The organism is Brevibacterium ammoniilyticum (assembly GCF_038429965.1).
Taxonomy (GTDB): domain Bacteria; phylum Actinomycetota; class Actinomycetes; order Actinomycetales; family Brevibacteriaceae; genus Brevibacterium; species Brevibacterium ammoniilyticum.
In genome coordinates this window covers 74,293-92,930 of record NZ_BAABNP010000005.1, presented here as the reverse complement: position 1 = coordinate 92,930, position 18,638 = coordinate 74,293, and the positions used below count along the sequence as shown (strand labels likewise).

The window sequence follows — 18,638 nt, the reverse complement described above, 5'->3', positions numbered from 1 at the left end:
ATGGAGATTCTTGCGACGATCTGGTTCGTCCTCATCGCAGTCCTGTGGATCGGATACCTCTTCCTCGACGGCTTCGATCTCGGCGTCGGCATGCTCATGCCGATCTTCACCAAGGACGAGCGCGGCAAGCGCGTCCTGCTCAACTCGATCGGTCCGGTCTGGGACGGCAACGAAGTGTGGCTCATCACCGCCGGCGGGGCGATGTTCGCAGCGTTCCCGCATTGGTACGCCTCGCTCTTCAGCGCCCTCTACATTCCGCTCACTCTGGCCCTGCTCGGGCTGATCTTCCGTGCCGTGGCGATCGAATACCGCGGCAAGGGCAACTCGCAGAGGTGGCTCAACTTCTGGACGTGGGCGATGGCCATCGGCTCGTTCGTCACCGCCTTCCTCGTCGGCGCGCTCCTCGTCATCACCACCACCGGTCTCCCGCTCAACGAGTACGGCGACATGGAGGGCGGAGCGTTCGCGTGGTTCGGTTGGCCCGCCGTCCTCGGCGGTCTGGCCGGAGTGACCTTCTGCTTCGTCCACGGACTGCTGTTCCTCACCCTCAAGACGGACGGCGAGCTGCGGGAGAAGGCGCGCCGCTGGGCGACGAAGGCGATGCTCGTCTGCGGTGTGCCGATGCTCATCTGGTTCGCGCTCTCGATCTTCAGCCGCACCTGGCTCGTCATCCCGGTCGGGATCGCGCTGGCAGCGCTCATCGCCGGTTACGTCTCGATTCGGGCCGGAGCCGAGAAGCGGGCGTTCTTCCTCCACGGGCTCTTCCTGCTCGCGGGAATGGCCTCCGTGTTCGCCAGCGTCTACCCGAACGTGCTGCCGTCGTCGCTCGACCCGGCGTTCTCGCTGACCGTGACCACCGCGTCGTCCTCGGACTACACGCTCGGCGTCATGCTCGTCGTCACGGTGATCTTCCTGCCGATCGTCCTCGGCTACCAGATCTACAGTTACCGCCAGTTCCTCGGCAGGCTGACCGAATCGCACATCCCCGACGCCCATCGGGTGCCGGTGGCGATCCGCTCGTGAGCTCGCCGTTGTCGATCCTCCTGTCCCTGCCCAGGGGCAGGAGGTCGCTCCTTCTCGCAGTCACCTCTGCCGGTGCCCGGGCGATCGGCATCGTCTTCATCGCCGAGGCGCTCGTGCGCACCATCCTCGACCTCGGTGACGTCTCGCTCTGGGTCGTCCTCGGCGTCCTCGGTGCCTGCCTGCGCGGGGCGAGCCTGTGGGCCGATCAGAGTCTGAGCACCGCTCAGGCCGCTGAGACGAAGCGGGGCCTGCGCTCCCGGATCCTCGGCACCCTCATGCGCCGGCCCGGCCAGCCCCGGGCGAAGGCCGCGGTCACTGTGACCCGCAGCATCGACGACCTCGACGACTACTTCACCACCGTCGTCCCCGCCCTCGCGCAGGCCGCGGTCGTGCCCGTGGTCCTGCTCGTGCGCATCGTCTTCGCCGACGTCCTCTCCGCGATCATCATCGTCGCCTGCCTCCCGCTCGTGCCGCTGTTCATGATCCTCATCGGCCGCTACACCGAGGAGACGACGCAGCAGAGCATGCGCGCCCTCGAGAGGCTCTCGGACCATCTCGCCGAACTCGCCGAGGGCCTGCCCGTCCTCATCGGCCTCGGTCGCTCCCGCGAGCATGCCCGGACCCTGCGCCGGCTGAGCTCGGACTACCATTCGGCGAGCCTGGCCACGCTGCGCATCGCCTTCCTCTCGAGTCTCGCCCTCGAACTCATCGCCACGATCTCCGTGGCGCTGGTCGCCGTGGTCATCGGCGTCCGCCTCGTCTCCGGGTCGATGGATCTCAGCGCCGGACTCCTCGCCCTCCTGCTCGCCCCCGAATGCTTCATCCCGCTGCGGGCGCTCGGCGCCGGATTCCACGCCAGCGAGAACGGTCGGGAGGCCTTCGACCGGGCGCAGACGCTCATCGCCGACGGTGACTCCGCTTCCGACGGCGACTCCGCCGGGTCACGTCCGAGATCCGACCGCCTTGCCGAGGTCGCCGCCGGGTCTCGTCCGTCCGCCGCCGAGGCCGACCACCGGGTCGTCTACGCCGACGGGACGAGTGTCTCCTGGTCAGAGGTTGTGCCGCGAACTCCTGGCATCACCGCCGTGCTCGGACCCTCCGGGGCGGGCAAGACGACCCTGCTCTCCGCGCTCACCGGCAGCCTGCCCGCTGGGGCCGAGACGACGATCGCCCCGGTGCCCTCCGCCCTCGTCCCGCAGAGCCCGCGGACCTACGGGACGACCGTGGCCGAAGAGCTCGCAGCCTTCGGGGTGGGCGAACACGAAGCCGCCCCCGCCCTCGCCTCGGCTCGGCTGCCCCTCGACACCTCGGTGGCGACCGCGGCGCTCAGCCCCGGACAACTGCGCCGGCTGGCACTCGTGCGTCTGCTCGCCCGGATGCGTGACGACGCCGACCTCCTCGTCCTCGACGAACCCACCGCCCACCTCGACGACGACAACGCCGAGATCATCATCAGCGTGATCGCCGAGGCGGCCGTGCACACCCGTGTCGTGCTCGCCAGCCATGATCCCCGGGTCCTCGCGCTGGCCGACGACACGATCACGCCGGTGCTCTCCTCCGGCGAGGACACCGTCGAGGCTGAAGTCTCCGCGGCCGACGGGTCCGTGGCCGGGCAGTCCTCGACCGCGTCGGTCCCGACCGAAGTCCGGTCGTCGGCCCCCGGCCGGACCGGAACCGATCCCGTCCCGGTCGCGACGGCCACCGCCTCCGAGGCCGGGCACGCCGGCGCAGACGTCGCTGCGGGCTCAGCCACCCTGGACTCGGTCCACCCCAGCGACAACGTCGCGCCTGAGCATCCGCCCCGGACCGCCTCGGCGAACCCGGACACCTGGGGCACCCGCTGGCGGAAGCTGCACGCGACTCTGCCCCTGTTCACCGGGACGATGGTCATCGCCCTGCTCACCGCGTGCGCGGCGAGCCTCGCCGCGATCTCCCTGACCGCGGTCTCCGCGTGGCTCATCGTCGAGGCCTCCTACGGGCCCCCGATCATGACTCTGCTCGTCGCCATCGTCGGCGTCCGCTTCTTCGGTCTCTGCCGCTCCGTGCTCCTCTACGTCAGCCGGCTCAATCTGCATTCGGCGGTCTTCGGCTCGCTCGGGCGTCTGCGCACGGTGCTGTGGTCGCACTTCGAACGGGCGGGGATGAGCGACCGGAAGATGCTCTCCTCCGACTCGGCGCTGACGACGATGGTCGCCGACGCCGACGAGGTCCGCGATCTCGTGCCGCGCACGCTCTTCCCGCCTGTGGTCACCGTGCTCGTCGTCACCGCGGTCATCATCGCCGCAGCGATCCTCGACCCGAAATCGGTGCCGATCCTCCTGCTTCTCGCGCTCGTCAACGTCGTCGTGGTCCCGCTCGTCTACGTTCGCGCCGAGGCGCCCCTGTCGACCAGCATGCACGCCGGCCGAGCCCGGATCCTGTCCCTGCTCACCCGTGCGCTCTCGGCGAAGGCCGACCTGCGCGCCAACGGTGCCGACGCCGCCGTGAGCCGCAGCCTCGCCGCGGCAGAGGACGAACTCGAATCGGCACAGCGGGCCTCGGCGCTCCACCTCGGAATCGCCCAGCTGTGGATCGAGGCGTCGACGGTGCTGGCGGCGATCGTCATCGCCCTGACCTCGAACGCCGCGACGGAGATCCTCGCCGTCGTCGTCCTCATCACCTTCGGCCTCGCCGACGTCTTCGCCTCGGCGCTCGGGGCGTGGCGGCAGATGCCGGCGCTCGGCATCGCCCTCGACCGGCTGCCCCCGGTCACCGGCGATCCCCGGACCGCCGATTCTCTCGCCACGGAGGCCGAACCCGAGGCCGAATCGGAATCCGGCAGCGACGCTATCGAGTCCCGCCCACCCCTCACCGACCTCGAACTCACCGACATCACGGTCGGCTGGGACGGTGTGCCCGTGCTCGAGGACCTCGACCTCACCGCCGACGACTCCGCGTGGACGCTCGTGTGCGGTGACAGCGGAAGCGGGAAGACGACGTCGGTGAGCGTCCTCCTGCGCTTCATCGACCCGTGGGCGGGAACCTACGAGGCAGGGGAGGGGGGCGGAGAGCGCATCGACGTCCTCGACCTCGGACCCGAAGAGCTCGCCGGTCGGGTCGCGTGGTGCCCGCAGGAAGCGCACGTGTTCCGCTCGACGGTGCGCGGCAACCTCGCCCTGGCCCCACAGACGGTCCCCGATGATGCGGCGATGTTCGCCGCGCTGCGGGCGGCCGGACTCGGACACTGGGCGACGCCTGCCGGGCTCGACCGCTGGGTCGGCGACCACGGTGCGGAGATCTCCGGCGGAGAGAGGCAGCGGCTCGCCGTGGCGCGCACACTGCTCACCGGCGCCGAGGTCATCGTCCTCGACGAACCGACCGCTCACCTCGATGCGGAGACCGCGCACCGCCTCATCGGCGATCTGCGTTCAAGCCTGAACGATCGCACAGTCATCATGGTCACCCACGACCGCAGCCTCATCGAGCCGGCTGACCGGGTGATCCGCCTCGGCGCCGAGGTCAGTCCCGCTTCGATCCGAACATGATCTCGTCCCAGCTCGGGATCGAGGCGCGGCTGCCCTTCTTCTTCGACCGCGACTCGCTCTCCTTGGGCGCATCGACGCCGTCGCTGACGCCGGGCTCATTGAGCAGGGAGAGCTGGTTGTCGTCGTCGAAGGTTCCGACCTCCTGAGTCGGCTCCTGCTCGTCGTCGCCGGAGGCACCGTCGTCACCGGACGCCGAGGAGGGGGTCGAAGCACGATCCTCGAGGGCGATGACCTCGTCGTCGGTGGCGTCCTCGGGACGTCCCGGCGCGGTGTGGGCGCCCTGCGGGTGAGTCTCGGGATCCTCGGTGACCGCGCGCAGACGTCCCCGCGGCTCGTCGTCGTCCTCGGAGCGGCTGCGACGGCGGCGCAGGTTCTCCAGGATGCGGCCGGTCTCGGCCTGATGGTCGCTGAGTGTGGCGGGGCGCTCGGCCCGCGCCTCGGCGGGAGCCTCCGGCTGCGGAGTCTCGATCTCCTCGGTCGTCCGACGGGACCCGTTGGAGCTGTAGCCGGGGATCGGACCGGTGTCCGTCGGCCCGGAATCGGCCAGCCACTTCGCCTCGTCGTCGAGGGCGGTGAGCGAGCCCCGGTAGTAGTTCCAGCCGGCGGTGCGCTTGCGGTCGGCGGCGATGAAGCTCAGCTCCACATACCAGTTGCCGTCCTGCTGCTTCCACGCATCCCAGTCCATCGTCTCGATGTCGACGTCGCGCATCGCCAGGCGCGTCTGGGCGAGTTCGACGAGCGGAGTCGGATCGCCATTGGGGTCGTGGTCGGAGTAGATGGGGTGACGGCTCGCGGTGTGCGCCATGTGGGCGCGTTCGGCCAGCGCCGGGCGTTCGTAGGTGCGGACCTGCTCGGCGTCGGCGCCGGTGGCCGCGATGACCTCCTCGGCGCTCATTCCGCCGCGGATCATCGCCTGGATGTCGCGGGGGCGCACGGGCGCATCGGAGCGCACCACGGCCCTGTCCCTGCGCACAGCCGCATAGAGCGACTCGTCGAGTGCCAATCGGTACTGCGCCCCGGAGTCATCGCCGAGGAGCAGATGGGTGCCGTCGGCGTCGACCCCGTGCAAGATCAGTTCACGCATTCGCCTTCGCTCCTTGTCATCGCGTCTCACCCTGCATCGTGTCACGTCCGGGCCCCGCAGGCCCGCAGATTTCCTCGCGAGTCGCGAAATCCGGGCCGCCCGTGAGTCGTTTCCGCTCAGGGTGCGGACAACGGGCAGGGGATCTCTACAGCCTGTAAAATCGCTGTCGTGAATACGACAGCTCCCATCGACACCATCGTCCTCATGTCCTTCGGCGGACCGGAATCTCCCGAGGAGGTGGTCCCCTTCCTCAAGAACGTCACCGCGGGCCGCGGCATCCCTGAGGAGAGGCTCGTGGAGGTCGGTGAGCACTACTACGGGTTCGGCGGCAAGTCCCCGATCAACGACCAGAACAAGGCCCTGCTGGCCGCGCTGCGCGACGAGCTCGCCCGCCGTGACCTCGACCTTCCGCTCGTGTGGGGCAACCGGAACTGGGCCCCGTACCTCACCGACGTCGCCCGCGCCGAGGCCGCCGACGGCCGCAGCCGCTTCCTCGCGATCGACACCTCCGCGTACTCGTCGTACTCCTCGTGCCGGCAGTACCGCGAGGACTTCGCCGGCACCGTGACCGCCCTCGCCGAGGAGGGGGTCGAGGTGAGCTTCGACAAGATCCGCCAGTTCTACAACCACCCCGGCTATGCGGAGGCGTGCGCCGCCCTGCTCACCGAGGGCCTGGCTGACTTCGCCGCCCAGGTCGGCGCGCTCGATCCCGAGCGCCACCGCATCCTCTTCGTCACCCATTCGATCCCCGACGTCATGCAGGACGCCTCGGCGGTCGAGACCGTCGGCTACCAGGCGCAGCACGAGGAGCTCATGGGCTGGCTGCTCAAGGGCCTCAATGACGGGCAGCGTCTGCCCGCCGAACTCGTCTACTGCTCCAGGTCCGGCCCGCCGTCGGTGCCGTGGCTCGAACCCGACGTCAACGACCGGATGACAGAGCTCGCCGAGGCAGGCGTCACCGGGGTCGTCCTCGTGCCCATCGGGTTCATCTCCGACCACATGGAGGTCGCCTTCGACCTCGACACGGAGGCGAAGGAGACCGCGGCCGAACTCGGTCTCGCGTTCACCCGCGTGGCCACCGTCGGCACGCACCCGACCTTCGTCGCCGGTCTCGTCGACCTCGTCGAGGAGCGAATCGCGCAGCTGAGCGGAGAAAGCGTCGAGACGCCGGCGATCGCCGGAACCACGGCCTTGAGCCCGGGCAGCGGGGCCTGCAGCATTGCGTGCTGCCGCGGACGGGTCGAGAAGCCCACCCTGCCGAACTGGGCGAGTGCCTGAGGCAACCGGCCGGGCGAGTGCCTGAGGCAGCGGACTGGGCGCGCGCCTGAGGCAGCGAACTGGGCGCGCGCCTGAGGCAGCGAACTGGGTGAGTGCCTGAGCCGGCTGGCCGCGCCGCGCACGAACGAAGGCGGGAGCCCTCCGATTTCGGAGGGCTCCCGCCTTCTGTGCTGCCGCCTCGGCGGGCGTCAGCCCTGGATGCGCGGATCCTCGGGTTCCGGGATGATCGGCAGAGCGCCGGTTTCGGCCTTGATGACCTCGACGATGGGTCCGGTGTCGACATCGTTGCGATCGGCGAGTTCGAGGAGGTTCTCGAGGTCGTCGATGAGGTTCTCGACGAGGTAGTCGTCTCCGGCGGACCTGGCGTCTTGTAAGCGGTGACGAACATCGTCGATCCTGCTGTCCAGCTGGTCTGCGAATTCACTCATCGTGCATCCGTCCTTCCGGGGATAGGCGGTCGGGGATGGGGTTGAGTCATCGCCGACGTGTGTTCGTAGCTCTCCGAGGCCGGCGCGCACGCACAGCATCGGCTTCTGCATTGTCGCAGAGCTTTTCGAGAGTCGTATGTGTGTCCGTCACATGGTGACGAGAATCACTGCGACAGGGTATCATCTGCCCTTGCCAATGGGTACCATACAGTGCACAATGCTGGGGACACGATAGGCGACAGGGGCTGAATCTCCTTTTCAGCACACCCGACAGAGAGCGATGAGGCCATATGGCAACCGATTACGACGCACCTCGCAAGCACGACGACGAAATCAAGAGCGACTCGATCGAGCAGCTCAAGGCGCAGCGCTCGCAGGCGCAGGCAAGCAAGATCGACGAGGACGAGACGGCGGCGGCCGAAGGGTTCGAACTCCCGGGTGCCGATCTGTCGAACGAAGAGCTCTCCGTCCGCGTGCTGCCGAAGCAGAACGACGAGTTCACGTGCATGGAGTGCTTCCTCGTCCGTCACCGCTCGCAGCTGGCCAGCGATGAGGGCGGAATTCTCATCTGCACCGACTGCGCAGGCTGAGCCTCACTTCTCGACGTCACGAACGCGCCCTTCCGGGGCGCGTTTTCGTTTCCTGGGGGAGTCCGTCCGGGGGAGGCAACCGCGCCTGCGGGACCGTCAGGGCTGGAGGGCGGCGGCGAGTTCGCGCGGGTGACGGCTCGAGACGAGCCAGTACGGGGTGGGGTCGTTGACGTCGTCGATGTCGATGCGCACGGACGTCTTCACCCACGGGCGGGTGACGAGGAAGGCGCGGGCGTCGAGGCCGGTGCCGCTGGCGGTGCGGGCCGCCTCGGTGTCGAGCGCCAGGGCACCGGAGATGAACGCGCGGTCGATATGGGCCTCGCCGACGTAGAGCCTCTGTGCGGTGACGATGATCGTCACGGTCAGGGACCGCATCCACCAGCCCAGGAGCGCGAAGGTGATGACGGGCAGGACGAAGGCGCCGAGCGTCCACACGGGAAGGACCATGAGGGCCGTGGAGCCTGCGCCGATCGCGACGAGCACCCACGCGCCGACGGAGGGGCGCACCTTCTCCTGGTAGGCGACCTGCGGTTCGGTATGAGTCTGAGCCATGTGCTCCATTGTCCCACAGGGCAGGTTTTTGAAGCGTTCAGGCTGGGGGACTAGAGTGCATCCTTGTGACAGAAGGCTTGCAGATCGACATCACACTCGTCGACGAGGGTATGACCCCGCCGAACTACGCGCACGCATCGGACGCAGGAGCCGACCTGTGCTCCGCGATCGACTTCACGCTCGAACCCTTCGAGCGCAGAGTCGTGCCCACCGGAGTGGCGATCGCACTGCCCGCCGGACATGCGGGCTTCGTCCACCCCCGCTCGGGTCTCTCGAGCAGGCACGGGGTGACCGTGGTCAACGCGCCGGGGACCATCGACTCCGGATACCGCGGTGAGATCAAGGTGCCGCTGATCAACCTCGACCCGACGGTGCCGATGCGCATCTCCCGCGGAGACCGCATCGCCCAGCTCATCATCCAAGAGGTCAGACAGGCCGACTTCCGCGTCGTCGAGAGCCTCGACGACAGCGATCGCGGCGTCGGCGGCTTCGGCTCCACCGGCGGAGTCGTGTCCGGCCTCGGCAATACAGTGGAGTGAAGGACCATGGGACTGTTTTCACGTTTCTCCAAGAAGACCACCGACGAGACCGCAGAGGTCGATGAGACCGAGGTCGATGAGACCGAGGTCGATGAGACCGAACTCTCCGACAGCAGCGTCGGCGATGACGCCTCCGACGACAGCGATGACACGGTGACGGTCGATGAGACCGAGGTCGACCCCGAGGATCTCGACGAGGACGAGATGCTCGAGAAGTCCGCTCCCTTCGACCGGGCCGAGAAGGGTCCGTTCGATGCAGCCGAGGACTACCCCGAGCTCAATCGCCTCGACCTCGGCGCGCTCAAGGTGCCCGTCGTCGACGGCATGCAGATCCGTCTCGACACCGACGACGAATCCGAGCGGGTGCTCGCCGTGACCCTCATCCACGACGGCGGCGGAGTCCAGCTCCAGGCGTTCGCGACCCCCCGGTCCGAAGGGCTGTGGAACACGGTGCGCCAGCAGCTGACCACGAGCGTCGAATCCCAGGGCGGGGAGTGCACGGAGCTGCACACCGGCCTCGGTCGCGAACTCGCCGTCGAAGTTCCCGCGAAGAGCGAAGACGGGCGCCCGAGCAAGCGTGCGATGCGCTTCGCCGGCATCGACGGGCCCCGGTGGTTCATCCGCGCCGTGTTCTCCGGCAAAGCCGTCACCGACACCGAGGTGCGGGCCGAACTCAGCGCCCTCGTCCGCGGCGTCGTCGTCGACCGTGGAAGCGAGGCGATGGCTCCCCGCGAACTCATCGTCCTCACCGCCCCCGAGGTCGAGGCCGCCGAAGAGACCGCGGACGAGACCGAGGACATCAACCCCTTCGCCCGCGGACCAGAGATCACCGAGGTCCGCTGATTCCGATGCGCGGACTCATCTCCCGTCTCTCCCACGGCTTCGGCTCCCGCGACGACGACGCCCGTGAGGATCTGCGCACCGCCAGCCAGATCCCCGGCGTCTCATGCATCGACACGGTCCCTTCCCGGTCGAGTGTGCGGGTGGCCGGCGTCGTCAGCGCACTCACCCGGTCGACGAACCTGGACAATCCGCGACTGACGATCACCGTCTCCGACGGCACCGGCGACGTCGAGGCGCAGTTCCTCGGACGCCGGGAGATCAGCGGCGTCAAGCCCGGGGCGCTCATCGTCTTGGAAGGCCGCTTCTGCGACCGCGACGGGGTGCTGCGGGCCTACAACCCGGTCTACGAACTCGTCGCGGCCCGCGACGACCACGACTGACGATCTGAGCAACGACTGACGACCCTGCGCACGCGACGGACATGTCCTCCGCAGGAGCACGTCAACGTTGAATAGCAGAGCAGCCGTGACCGGTGAGGTCACGGCTGCGTCCGTCTGCGGGCTCGGGTCTCAGCTCATTTCGCGGTGGCCTGGAGCAGGCTGAGCAGCGCCGACTGCTGATCGGGTGAGGAGAGGAAGAAGAGCTCGTCGCCTGCCTCGATGACGTCGTCGGGGCTCGGAGCGAACGCCCTGGCATTGCGGATGACGGCGACGAGCACGGTGTCGACGGGGAAGCTGATGCTGCCGATCCGGGAGGCCACGAGCTCGGAGGTCTCGTTGACGGTGAACTCCATGAGCCCGGCCTGCCCGCGTTCGAAGCTCATGAGGTGGACGAGCCCGCCCACCTCGACGGCCTCCTCGACGAGCGCGGTCATCAGCCTCGGCGTGGACACGGCGACGTCGACGCCCCAGTTGTCGTCGAAGAGCCATTCGTTCTTCGGGTTGTTCACCCGCGAGACGGTGCGCGGGACCCCGAACTCGGTCTTCGCGAGCAGGGAGAGGACGAGGTTGGTCTTGTCGTCTCCGGTCGCTGCGACGACGACGTCGGCCTCCTCGAGGTGGGCCTCACCGAGGCCGGAGAGCTCGCACGCATCGGAGAGCAGCCACTGAGCCCCCGGGATCTTCTCGTGCCCGAGGGCCTCCTTGCTCTGGTCGATGAGCAGCACGTCGTGATGCTTGTCGAGCAGTTCCCTGGCCACGGAGCGGCCGACGGATCCGGCGCCGGCGATGACGACTCTCATTCTTCTTCCTCCCTGGCGGTCACGGGCTTGTCGAGGATGCGCTCGATCTCGGCGAGGCGGTCGACCGGGCACATGATGTGGACGAGGTCGCCGTCCTGGATGAGCAGGTCGTCGGCGGCGACGATGCCCTCGGACAGGCGGGTGACGTAGGCGACCCTGGCCCCGGTGGCCTCTTCGATCTCCTCGATCGGTCGGGCCACCCAGCCGGGGTCGAGGTGGACCTCGGCGAGGACGAGGTTGCCCGAGGGCTCCCGGTACTCCGTGATCGACCCCTGCGGGACGAGTTTGCGCATCACCTGCTCCGCCGTCCACCGCACCGTCGGGACGGTGGGGATGCCGAGACGTTCGAAGACCTGGGCCCGGTCGGGATCGTAGATCCGGGCGGCGACATTGGGCACCCCGAAGGTCTCCCGGGCGACACGCGCGGCGAGGATGTTGGAATTGTCTCCGCTCGAGACGGCGGCGAAGGCGAAGGCATCGGCGGTGCGGGCCTGGGTGAGCGTCTCCCGGTCGAAGCCGAGGCCCGTGATCGTCGCACCCTTGAAGTCGGGTCCGAGCTTGAGGAAGGCGTCGGGGTCACGGTCGACGACGGCGACCGAGTGACCATTGCCATCGAGTGCTTTGGCCAGCGTTGCGCCGACTCGGCCGCAGCCCATGATGACGAAGTGCATGGGTATCCCTTCTTGGCATGTGCTCTACCATTGGTGCTCGTGGCCAGCAGTTTTTCTGATGCCGTCAAAAGACTACTCGTTGGACGGCCGTTCCGCAGTGAGGACAGGCGAGCGCCTGCGCTCAAGAAGCGCATCGCCATGCCCGTCTTCGCCTCGGACATGCTCTCCTCGGTCGCGTACGCCCCCGACGAGATCCTCCTCGCCCTGTCGCTGACGACGCTCGTCTCGATCACGGCGGCCCCGTGGATCGGCATCGCCGTCGGCGCGGTCATCCTCGTCATCGTCGCGTGCTACCGGCTCAACGTCCGCGCCTACCCGTCCGGGGGCGGCGACTACGAGGTCGCGTCGAAGAACCTCGGACCCAAGGCCGGACTCATCGTCGCCGCCGCCCTCCTCGTCGACTACGTCCTCACCCTGGCCGTGTCGATGACGGTCTTCGCCGCCTACATCACCACGGCCTTCCCGCTGCTCGCCCCCTACCGCGTGCCGGTGGCGATCGTCGGCATCGTCGTCATCTCCCTGCTCGGGCTGCGCGGTTCGCGGGCCAGGCCCGTGCTGCTGGCGATCCCCACGTACCTCTTCCTCGGCGCGGTGTTCCTCACGATGATCGTCGGCCTCGTCATGGTCGCCCTCGGCGACGTGCCGCAGGCGGAGACCGCGGACTACACGATCGTCCACGACGCCGTGACCAACCAGGCGACCCTGGGACTGGCCACGGTCCTCATCGTCCTGCGCGCGTTCTCCTCCGGTTCGGTGGCACTCGCCGGCGTCCAGACCGTGGCCACCGCGGTACCCGCGTTCGAGAAGCCGCGCGGGAAGAACGCGGGCAACACGCTCGTCCTCTCCGGGTTCCTCGCCGCGATCATGCTCACCGGTCTGACGTACCTCGCCTCGGTGACGGGGGTGAAGTACGTCGACGACCCGCACCTCTACCTCGTCCGCGCCGACGGCAGCCCGGTCTCCGCGGAGTACGAGCAGGAGCCCGTGCTCGGGCAGCTCGCCCACACGATCTTCGCCGACACCCCGATCATGTTCTTCGTCGTCGTCCTCGTCGCCGCCCTCGTCCTCATCGTCGCGGCGAACACCGCCGTCGAGGGCTTCCCGGGTCTGGCCTCCCGCCTGGCCCGCGACGGGTTCCTGCCGCGGCAGCTTGCGAGCAAGGGTGACCGGCTGACGTTCTCCAACGGCATCCTCCTCCTCGCCGTCGCAGCGATCGTCCTCGTCATCGCCACCCGCGCCTCGGCGACGACCCTCATCCAGCTCTACCTCGTCGGCGTGTTCGCGAGCTTCGTCGTCGGTCAGCTGGGCATGGTGCTGCACTGGAACAAGCGGCTGCGTCTGGTCATCGACCCGAAGGCGCGGCTGCGGATGCGGGTCAACCGGCTCATCAACGGGGCCGGCTGCATCATCGCCGCGGGTGTCCTCATCGTCGTCATCGTCTCGAAGTTCCTCGCCGGCGCGTGGATCGCGGTCGCGGCGATGGCCGTGCTCTTCCTCGTCATGGGCGCCATCCACCGCCATTATGCGCGGGTCGCGAGCGAACTCGCCCCCGACGCGGAGATCGACTCGCGCACGATCCCGTCGAACACGCACGCGATCGTCGTGGTCAACGACATCAACAAGCCCACCCTGCGGGCGCTGGCGTACGCGAGGGTGACCCGCTCGAGCCAGCTCGAGGCCGTCACCGTCGCCGTCGACGAGGAGGCCGCTGAGAAGCTGCAGCGGAGGTGGAACGAGATGGAGCTGCCGGTGCCGCTCACGGTGCTCGCCTCCCCGTACCGCGAACTCGTCCGGCCGCTGCTCGCGCACGTCTTCGCGATCCGCCGGCGTTCCCCGCGCGACCTCGTCATCGTCTACATCCCGCAGTACATCGTCGGCCGCTGGTGGGAGCACATCCTCCACAACCAGGTCGCCATCAAGCTGCGCACCAGGCTGCTGCTCGTGCCCAACGTCGTCGTCGTCTCCGTGCCGTGGCGGCTGCGGTCGTTCTCGCGCCAGCACCGTGGCAACGGCCCCGACTCCGAGCCTCCCCTCTACGGACAGGTATGAGATGACCGCCCACCCCGAACATCCGAGCGGGGAGGACCTCCGTCTGCGCATCGAGGGTCCTGCCGCCGGAGGTGCCTTCATCGCCCGGATCGAGGGCCGCGTCGTCTTCGTCTCCGGTGCCCTGCCCGGCGAACTCGTCCGGGCGCGCACCGTGCCGGGACCGGGGAAGGTGCTCCGGGCCGAGGTGACCGAGGTGCTCGAACCCTCGCCCCACCGGGTGCCCGACCGGCGCGCCGGTCTCCTCGCCGAGGCGGTCGACCCTTCCGGCCGAGCCGCCGAGGAGTCTGCCGGGGATGTCCTCTTCGGGGGCATGGAGTACGCCCACGTCGACCTCGCCCACAGTCGTGAGCTCAAGGCCCGCATCATCGCCGACCAGCTCGAGCGCATCGGCGGCATCGAACGTGAGGTGAGTGTCGCTGCGGCGCCGGGGGAGACGACGGGCATGGACTGGCGCACCCGTGTCCAGCTCGCCGTCGGCCCCGATGGTGAGCTCGGCATGCTCCGGGCCCGCAGCCACGACGTCGTGGCCGTGAGTTCCGCTCCGCTCGCCGTCGATCCCATCGCCGAGGTGGACCTGCCCTCCCTGCGTCTGCGCGGCGCCGATCGCGTCGAGTTCGCCTCGGCGGGGGAGTCGGGGGCCGTCATCGTCCGCGGCGCGGTCGAGGCCGCGGCACTGGAGGACTTCGCGGCCCGGCTGCCCGCTGACTGGTCGCTGCTCACCGGGCCCAGCGCACCGGCGCGCTCTGCCGCCCGCCGAGGTCACGGTCGAGGCGGCGACCGCCGCAGAGGTCGCGGCCGCCGGGACCGCCGCGCTCGCGGAGGTGGGAATGAGGCTCAGGGACTGCGCGTCGTCCGTGGGCAGGACAGTCTTCTCGAGACCGTGGGCGGACGGGACTTCCGGGTCTCAGCCGACGGGTTCTGGCAGGTGCACCGGGCCGCCCCCGGGCTGCTGAGCAGTGCTGTCACCGCGGCCCTGCCGAGCGACGTGCGCACCATCACCGATCTCTACTGCGGGGTCGGGCTCCTCGGCATCGGCGCTGCAGCGGCCACCGGAGCGTCGCTGTTCGGTGTCGAAGGAGTGGGACCGGCGATCGAGCACGCACGCGCGAATGCGGTGGGCATCGAGGCCGAGTTCGCCGCAGGTCGCGTCGACGCTGTGCCCGTGCCGGCCTCCGACGTCGTCCTCCTCGACCCGCCGCGCGCGGGCGCCGGTCCCGCCGTGACCGGGCGCCTCATCGATGAGGGTCCGGAGACGATCGTCTACGTCTCCTGCGATGCGGGCACACTCGCCCGCGATCTCGCCGCGCTGACCACCGGCGGATACCAGATCGAGAGCCTCGAGGGGCTCGACCTCTTCCCGCTCACCGCACACGTCGAAACGGTCACCGTGCTCAGGCGGTGACCGACAGGATCCGGGCGGACCGCCTCGGCGGACCCCTGCGCACCTGGGGCGGCGATGAACCGCAGTCCCAGGCGACCGCCTCGGCGAGGGTGCGCCTCAGTGCACGCGCGACCGGCGGGGGATGAGGACCAAGACGATGAGCGCGATGAACGTCGTGAGGAAGCCCCACAGGCCCCACCAACCACCCGAGCGGCCCTTCTCCTTGGCGATGGTGCTGCAGATGACGGCGAAGATGATGCCGACGAGCAGGGCGCCGAAGCCGAAGCCAGCGCCGAGGGTGAACGGATCCATGGTCTCTCCTTGGTCGGGTCCCGCGAAAGGGGCGGACGGTGTGAGGATCTGCCTCCAGCGTAGGCGCGCGACCACGGTCCGCGCGCTCGTGCGAACCGGAGACCCAGGGGAGGAAAACCCGATTCCGCACTGTCCGAATGGCGACTCGCCGAGGTGGTCAAGAGCACGACGATGCGCTAGAATTTATCTTGACGTCAAGATACTTTTGGAAACATTTGTGTCGCGTAAATCGGTGCGCGCGCAGGGCTGTGCCCGGTTTCTTGGATGAGTGTCGAATGAAACAGGAGAATCACGATGAGCAACGTCGATACGTTCAAATCGAAGAGCACCCTGACCGTGGGCGATACGGACTACGAGATCTATCGCCTCGACGCGGTCGACGGGTCACAGAAGCTTCCGTTCAGCCTCAAGGTGCTGCTGGAGAACCTGCTGCGCACCGAGGACGGTGCCAACATCACCGAGGACCACATCAAGGCCCTCGCCTCATGGGATCCCAGCGCTGACCCGAGCACGGAGATCCAGTTCACCCCGGCCCGCGTGGTCATGCAGGACTTCACCGGCGTGCCCTGCATCGTCGACCTCGCCACGATGCGCGAGAAGGTCGCCGAACTCGGCGGCAACCCGGACACGGTCAACCCGCTCGCCCCGGCCGAGCTCGTCATCGACCACTCCGTCCAGATCGACGCCTTCGGCACGGCCGATGCGATCGAGCGCAACATGGACATCGAGTACCAGCGCAACGGCGAGCGGTACCAGTTCCTCCGCTGGGGCCAGACCGCCTTCGACGACTTCAAGGTCGTCCCCCCGGGCATGGGCATCGTTCACCAGGTCAACATCGAATACCTCGCCCGCGTCGTCATGCCGCGCGAGGTCGGCGGAGTCCTCCGCGCCTACCCCGACACGCTGGTCGGCACCGACTCGCACACGACGATGGTCAACGGCCTCGGCGTGCTCGGCTGGGGTGTGGGCGGCATCGAGGCCGAGGCCGCGATGCTCGGCCAGCCCGTGTCGATGCTCATCCCGCGCGTCGTCGGCTTCAAGCTCACCGGGGAGATCCCCTCGGGCGTGACCGCCACCGACGTCGTCCTCACGATCACCGACATGCTCCGTCAGCACGGCGTCGTCGGCAAGTTCGTCGAGTTCTACGGTGAGGGCGTGGCCTCGGTGCCGCTGGCCAACCGTGCGACGATCGGCAACATGAGCCCCGAGTTCGGTTCGACCGCCGCGATCTTCCCGATCGACGACGTCACGATCGACTACCTCAAGCTCACCGGTCGCTCGCCCGAGCAGATCCAGCTCGTCGAGGACTACGCGAAGACCCAGGGTCTGTGGCACGATCCGGCCAACGAGGTCGCCTACTCCGAGTACCTCGAGCTCGACCTCTCCACGGTCGTGCCCTCGATCTCGGGACCCAAGCGTCCGCAGGACCGCATCGAGCTCACGGATGCGAAGAACCAGTTCGCCAAGGACATCCACAACTACGCCGCCCCCGGCGAGGAGTCGAAGTCCGCTCCCGTGTCCACCGGTGACGGACGGAACTTCGAGCTCGCCAACGGCGCCGTGGCGATCGCCTCGATCACCTCGTGCACGAACACCTCGAACCCCTCGGTCATGCTCGCCGCCGGCCTCCTCGCCCGTAATGCCCGCAAGCGCGGACTGAACTCGAAGCCGTGGGTGAAGACCTCGATCGCACCGGGGTCGAAGGTCGTCACCGACTACTACACGAAGGCCGGGCTCATCGAGGACCTCGAGGCGCTCAACTTCTTCGTCGTCGGCTACGGCTGCACGACCTGCATCGGCAACTCGGGCCCGCTCGACGCGGAGATCTCCGAGTCCATCCAGGACAACGACCTCGCGGTGACCGCGGTGCTCTCGGGCAACCGCAACTTCGAGGGCCGCATCAGCCCCGATGTGAAGATGAACTACCTCGCGTCGCCTCCGCTCGTCATCGCCTACGCGCTGGCGGGAACGATGGACTTCGACTTCGAGAACCAGCCGCTGGGCAAGGACTCCGAGGGCGTCGACGTCTATCTGAAGGATCTGTGGCCGTCGCCGGAGGAAGTCCAGTCGGTCATCGACTCCTCGATCTCGACGGACATGTTCGACACCGAGTACGGTCGGATCTTCGACGGCGACGAGCGCTGGCAGGCGCTGCAGACGCCTGAGGGTGCGATCTTCGAGTGGGACGAGAACTCGACGTACGTGCGCAAGCCGAACTACTTCGACGGCATGACGCTCGAGACCGTGCCGGTCACCGACATCGAGGGCGCCCGCGTGCTCGCGAAGCTCGGCGATTCGGTGACGACCGACCACATCTCGCCCGCAGGTTCGTTCAAGGCCGACACCCCGGCCGGCAAGTACCTCGTCGAGCACGGCGTCGAGCGCAAGGACTTCAACTCCTACGGCTCGCGTCGCGGCAACCACGAAGTGATGATCCGCGGCACGTTCGCCAACATCCGCCTGCAGAACCAGCTCCTCGACGGAGTCCAGGGCGGCTTCACGCGTGACTTCACGCAGGCCGACGGTCCGCAGACGACGATCTACGACGCCTCGGTGAACTACCAGGCCGCGGGCATCCCGCTCGTCGTCCTCGGCGGCAAGGAGTACGGTTCGGGATCCTCGCGCGACTGGGCGGCCAAGGGTACGAAGCTGCTCGGCGTCCGCGCGGTCATCGCTGAGAGCTTCGAGCGCATCCACCGCTCGAACCTCATCGGCATGGGCGTTCTGCCGCTGCAGTTCCCCGTCGGCGAATCGGCCGAGTCGTTGGGCCTCGACGGCACCGAGACCTTCTCGATCTCCGGTGTCACCGAGCTCAACGAGGGCACGACCCCGAAGACCGTCAAGGTCTCGGCGACCAAGGACGACGGCACGACCGTCGACTTCGACGCCGTGGTCCGCATCGACACCCCGGGTGAGGCCGACTACTACCGCAACGGCGGCATCCTCCAGTACGTGCTGCGTCAGCTCGCGACTGCCTGATCCGCTTCACCGACGTCCCCCGTCCAGGCCCTTGGCCCGGGCGGGGGACGTTCGCGTGTGCGGGCGGCGTGATGGAACGCAACCCCTGGGCTCGGCGGGCTGACGCTGGGACGGACGACCGCCTCGGCGGGGTGGGCCTGTGGCGGGCACGGAATCGCAGCCGTCATTCTTAGCGTCATAAACCACCTGTCCACGGGTGGTGTGT

At 68.4% G+C, this 18,638-nt stretch carries 16 protein-coding genes; 10 read left to right on the top strand and 6 right to left on the bottom strand.

Annotated elements, in window-relative coordinates; genetic code table 11:
- Both cydB and cydC read left to right on the top strand, forming a co-directional pair.
- Positions 1 to 1,023, top strand: coding sequence for a cytochrome d ubiquinol oxidase subunit II (cydB, locus tag AAHA49_RS07435; protein WP_342037828.1), 1,023 nt, complete (start codon positions 1 to 3; stop codon positions 1,021 to 1,023).
- A complete protein-coding gene (cydC, locus tag AAHA49_RS07430; protein WP_342037827.1) occupies positions 1,020 to 4,547 on the top strand; it encodes a thiol reductant ABC exporter subunit CydC in 3,528 nt (1,175 codons plus the stop codon). Before cydB ends, cydC begins: the two co-directional genes overlap by 4 nt.
- On the opposite strand, the gene sepH is transcribed toward cydC, so the two are convergent.
- A complete protein-coding gene (gene sepH / locus AAHA49_RS07425; protein WP_342037826.1) occupies positions 4,522 to 5,631 on the bottom strand; it encodes a septation protein SepH in 1,110 nt (369 codons plus the stop codon). The genes cydC and sepH overlap by 26 nt on opposite strands.
- A gap of 168 nt (positions 5,632 to 5,799) precedes the next feature.
- On the opposite strand from sepH, the gene AAHA49_RS07420 reads away from it, so the two are divergent.
- Positions 5,800 to 6,909: a ferrochelatase gene (locus tag AAHA49_RS07420; RefSeq protein WP_342037825.1), complete on the top strand. Its 1,110-nt coding sequence runs from the start codon at positions 5,800 to 5,802 to the stop codon at positions 6,907 to 6,909.
- Between the two features lie 188 nt (positions 6,910 to 7,097).
- On the opposite strand, the gene AAHA49_RS07415 is transcribed toward AAHA49_RS07420, so the two are convergent.
- On the bottom strand, positions 7,098 to 7,337 hold the full coding sequence (locus AAHA49_RS07415; RefSeq protein ID WP_339392852.1) for a hypothetical protein: 240 nt from the start codon (positions 7,335 to 7,337) through the stop codon (positions 7,098 to 7,100).
- A 290-nt stretch (positions 7,338 to 7,627) separates the two neighbouring features.
- On the opposite strand from AAHA49_RS07415, the gene AAHA49_RS07410 reads away from it, so the two are divergent.
- Positions 7,628 to 7,927, top strand: coding sequence for a DUF4193 domain-containing protein (locus tag AAHA49_RS07410; RefSeq protein WP_009376994.1), 300 nt, complete (start codon positions 7,628 to 7,630; stop codon positions 7,925 to 7,927).
- Between the two features lie 96 nt (positions 7,928 to 8,023).
- On the opposite strand, the gene AAHA49_RS07405 is transcribed toward AAHA49_RS07410, so the two are convergent.
- Positions 8,024 to 8,479 (bottom strand): DUF3093 domain-containing protein, encoded by a 456-nt coding sequence (locus tag AAHA49_RS07405; RefSeq protein WP_342037824.1) that lies wholly within the window; start codon positions 8,477 to 8,479, stop codon positions 8,024 to 8,026.
- Positions 8,480 to 8,544: 65 nt separating this feature from the next.
- Between AAHA49_RS07405 and dut the strand changes: the two genes are divergently transcribed.
- From dut to AAHA49_RS07390, 3 genes are read left to right on the top strand one after another with little or no spacing between them, the layout of a single operon-like run.
- The gene (gene dut, locus AAHA49_RS07400; RefSeq protein WP_339392850.1) at positions 8,545 to 9,018 is read left to right on the top strand and encodes a dUTP diphosphatase; all 474 of its coding nucleotides are present in this window, start codon (positions 8,545 to 8,547) and stop codon (positions 9,016 to 9,018) included.
- A gap of 6 nt (positions 9,019 to 9,024) precedes the next feature.
- Positions 9,025 to 9,861: a DUF3710 domain-containing protein gene (locus AAHA49_RS07395; protein WP_342037823.1), complete on the top strand. Its 837-nt coding sequence runs from the start codon at positions 9,025 to 9,027 to the stop codon at positions 9,859 to 9,861.
- A 5-nt stretch (positions 9,862 to 9,866) separates the two neighbouring features.
- On the top strand, positions 9,867 to 10,241 hold the full coding sequence (locus AAHA49_RS07390) for a single stranded DNA-binding domain-containing protein (RefSeq protein WP_342037822.1): 375 nt from the start codon (positions 9,867 to 9,869) through the stop codon (positions 10,239 to 10,241).
- Positions 10,242 to 10,375: 134 nt separating this feature from the next.
- Here AAHA49_RS07390 and AAHA49_RS07385 read toward each other — a convergent pair whose 3' ends face one another.
- Both AAHA49_RS07385 and AAHA49_RS07380 read right to left on the bottom strand, forming a co-directional pair.
- Positions 10,376 to 11,041 (bottom strand): potassium channel family protein, encoded by a 666-nt coding sequence (locus AAHA49_RS07385; protein ID WP_342037821.1) that lies wholly within the window; start codon positions 11,039 to 11,041, stop codon positions 10,376 to 10,378.
- Positions 11,038 to 11,712, bottom strand: a complete 675-nt coding sequence (locus tag AAHA49_RS07380; protein WP_339392846.1) for a potassium channel family protein — start codon at positions 11,710 to 11,712, stop codon at positions 11,038 to 11,040. The genes AAHA49_RS07385 and AAHA49_RS07380 overlap by 4 nt, the downstream gene beginning before the upstream one ends.
- A gap of 138 nt (positions 11,713 to 11,850) precedes the next feature.
- Here AAHA49_RS07380 and AAHA49_RS07375 point away from each other — a divergent pair, with 138 nt between their 5' ends.
- The gene (locus AAHA49_RS07375; RefSeq protein WP_342037820.1) at positions 11,851 to 13,761 is read left to right on the top strand and encodes an APC family permease; all 1,911 of its coding nucleotides are present in this window, start codon (positions 11,851 to 11,853) and stop codon (positions 13,759 to 13,761) included.
- Between the two features lies 1 nt (position 13,762).
- A complete protein-coding gene (locus AAHA49_RS07370; protein WP_342037819.1) occupies positions 13,763 to 15,163 on the top strand; it encodes a class I SAM-dependent RNA methyltransferase in 1,401 nt (466 codons plus the stop codon).
- Positions 15,164 to 15,259: 96 nt separating this feature from the next.
- On the opposite strand, the gene AAHA49_RS07365 is transcribed toward AAHA49_RS07370, so the two are convergent.
- Positions 15,260 to 15,454, bottom strand: coding sequence for a hypothetical protein (locus AAHA49_RS07365; RefSeq protein ID WP_339392843.1), 195 nt, complete (start codon positions 15,452 to 15,454; stop codon positions 15,260 to 15,262).
- 294 nt (positions 15,455 to 15,748) lie between these two features.
- Here AAHA49_RS07365 and acnA point away from each other — a divergent pair, with 294 nt between their 5' ends.
- Positions 15,749 to 18,433 carry an aconitate hydratase AcnA gene (gene acnA / locus AAHA49_RS07360; protein ID WP_342037818.1) on the top strand — a complete coding sequence of 895 codons (2,685 nt, stop codon included), beginning with the start codon at positions 15,749 to 15,751 and terminating at the stop codon, positions 18,431 to 18,433.
- Positions 18,434 to 18,638 lie beyond the last annotated feature (205 nt).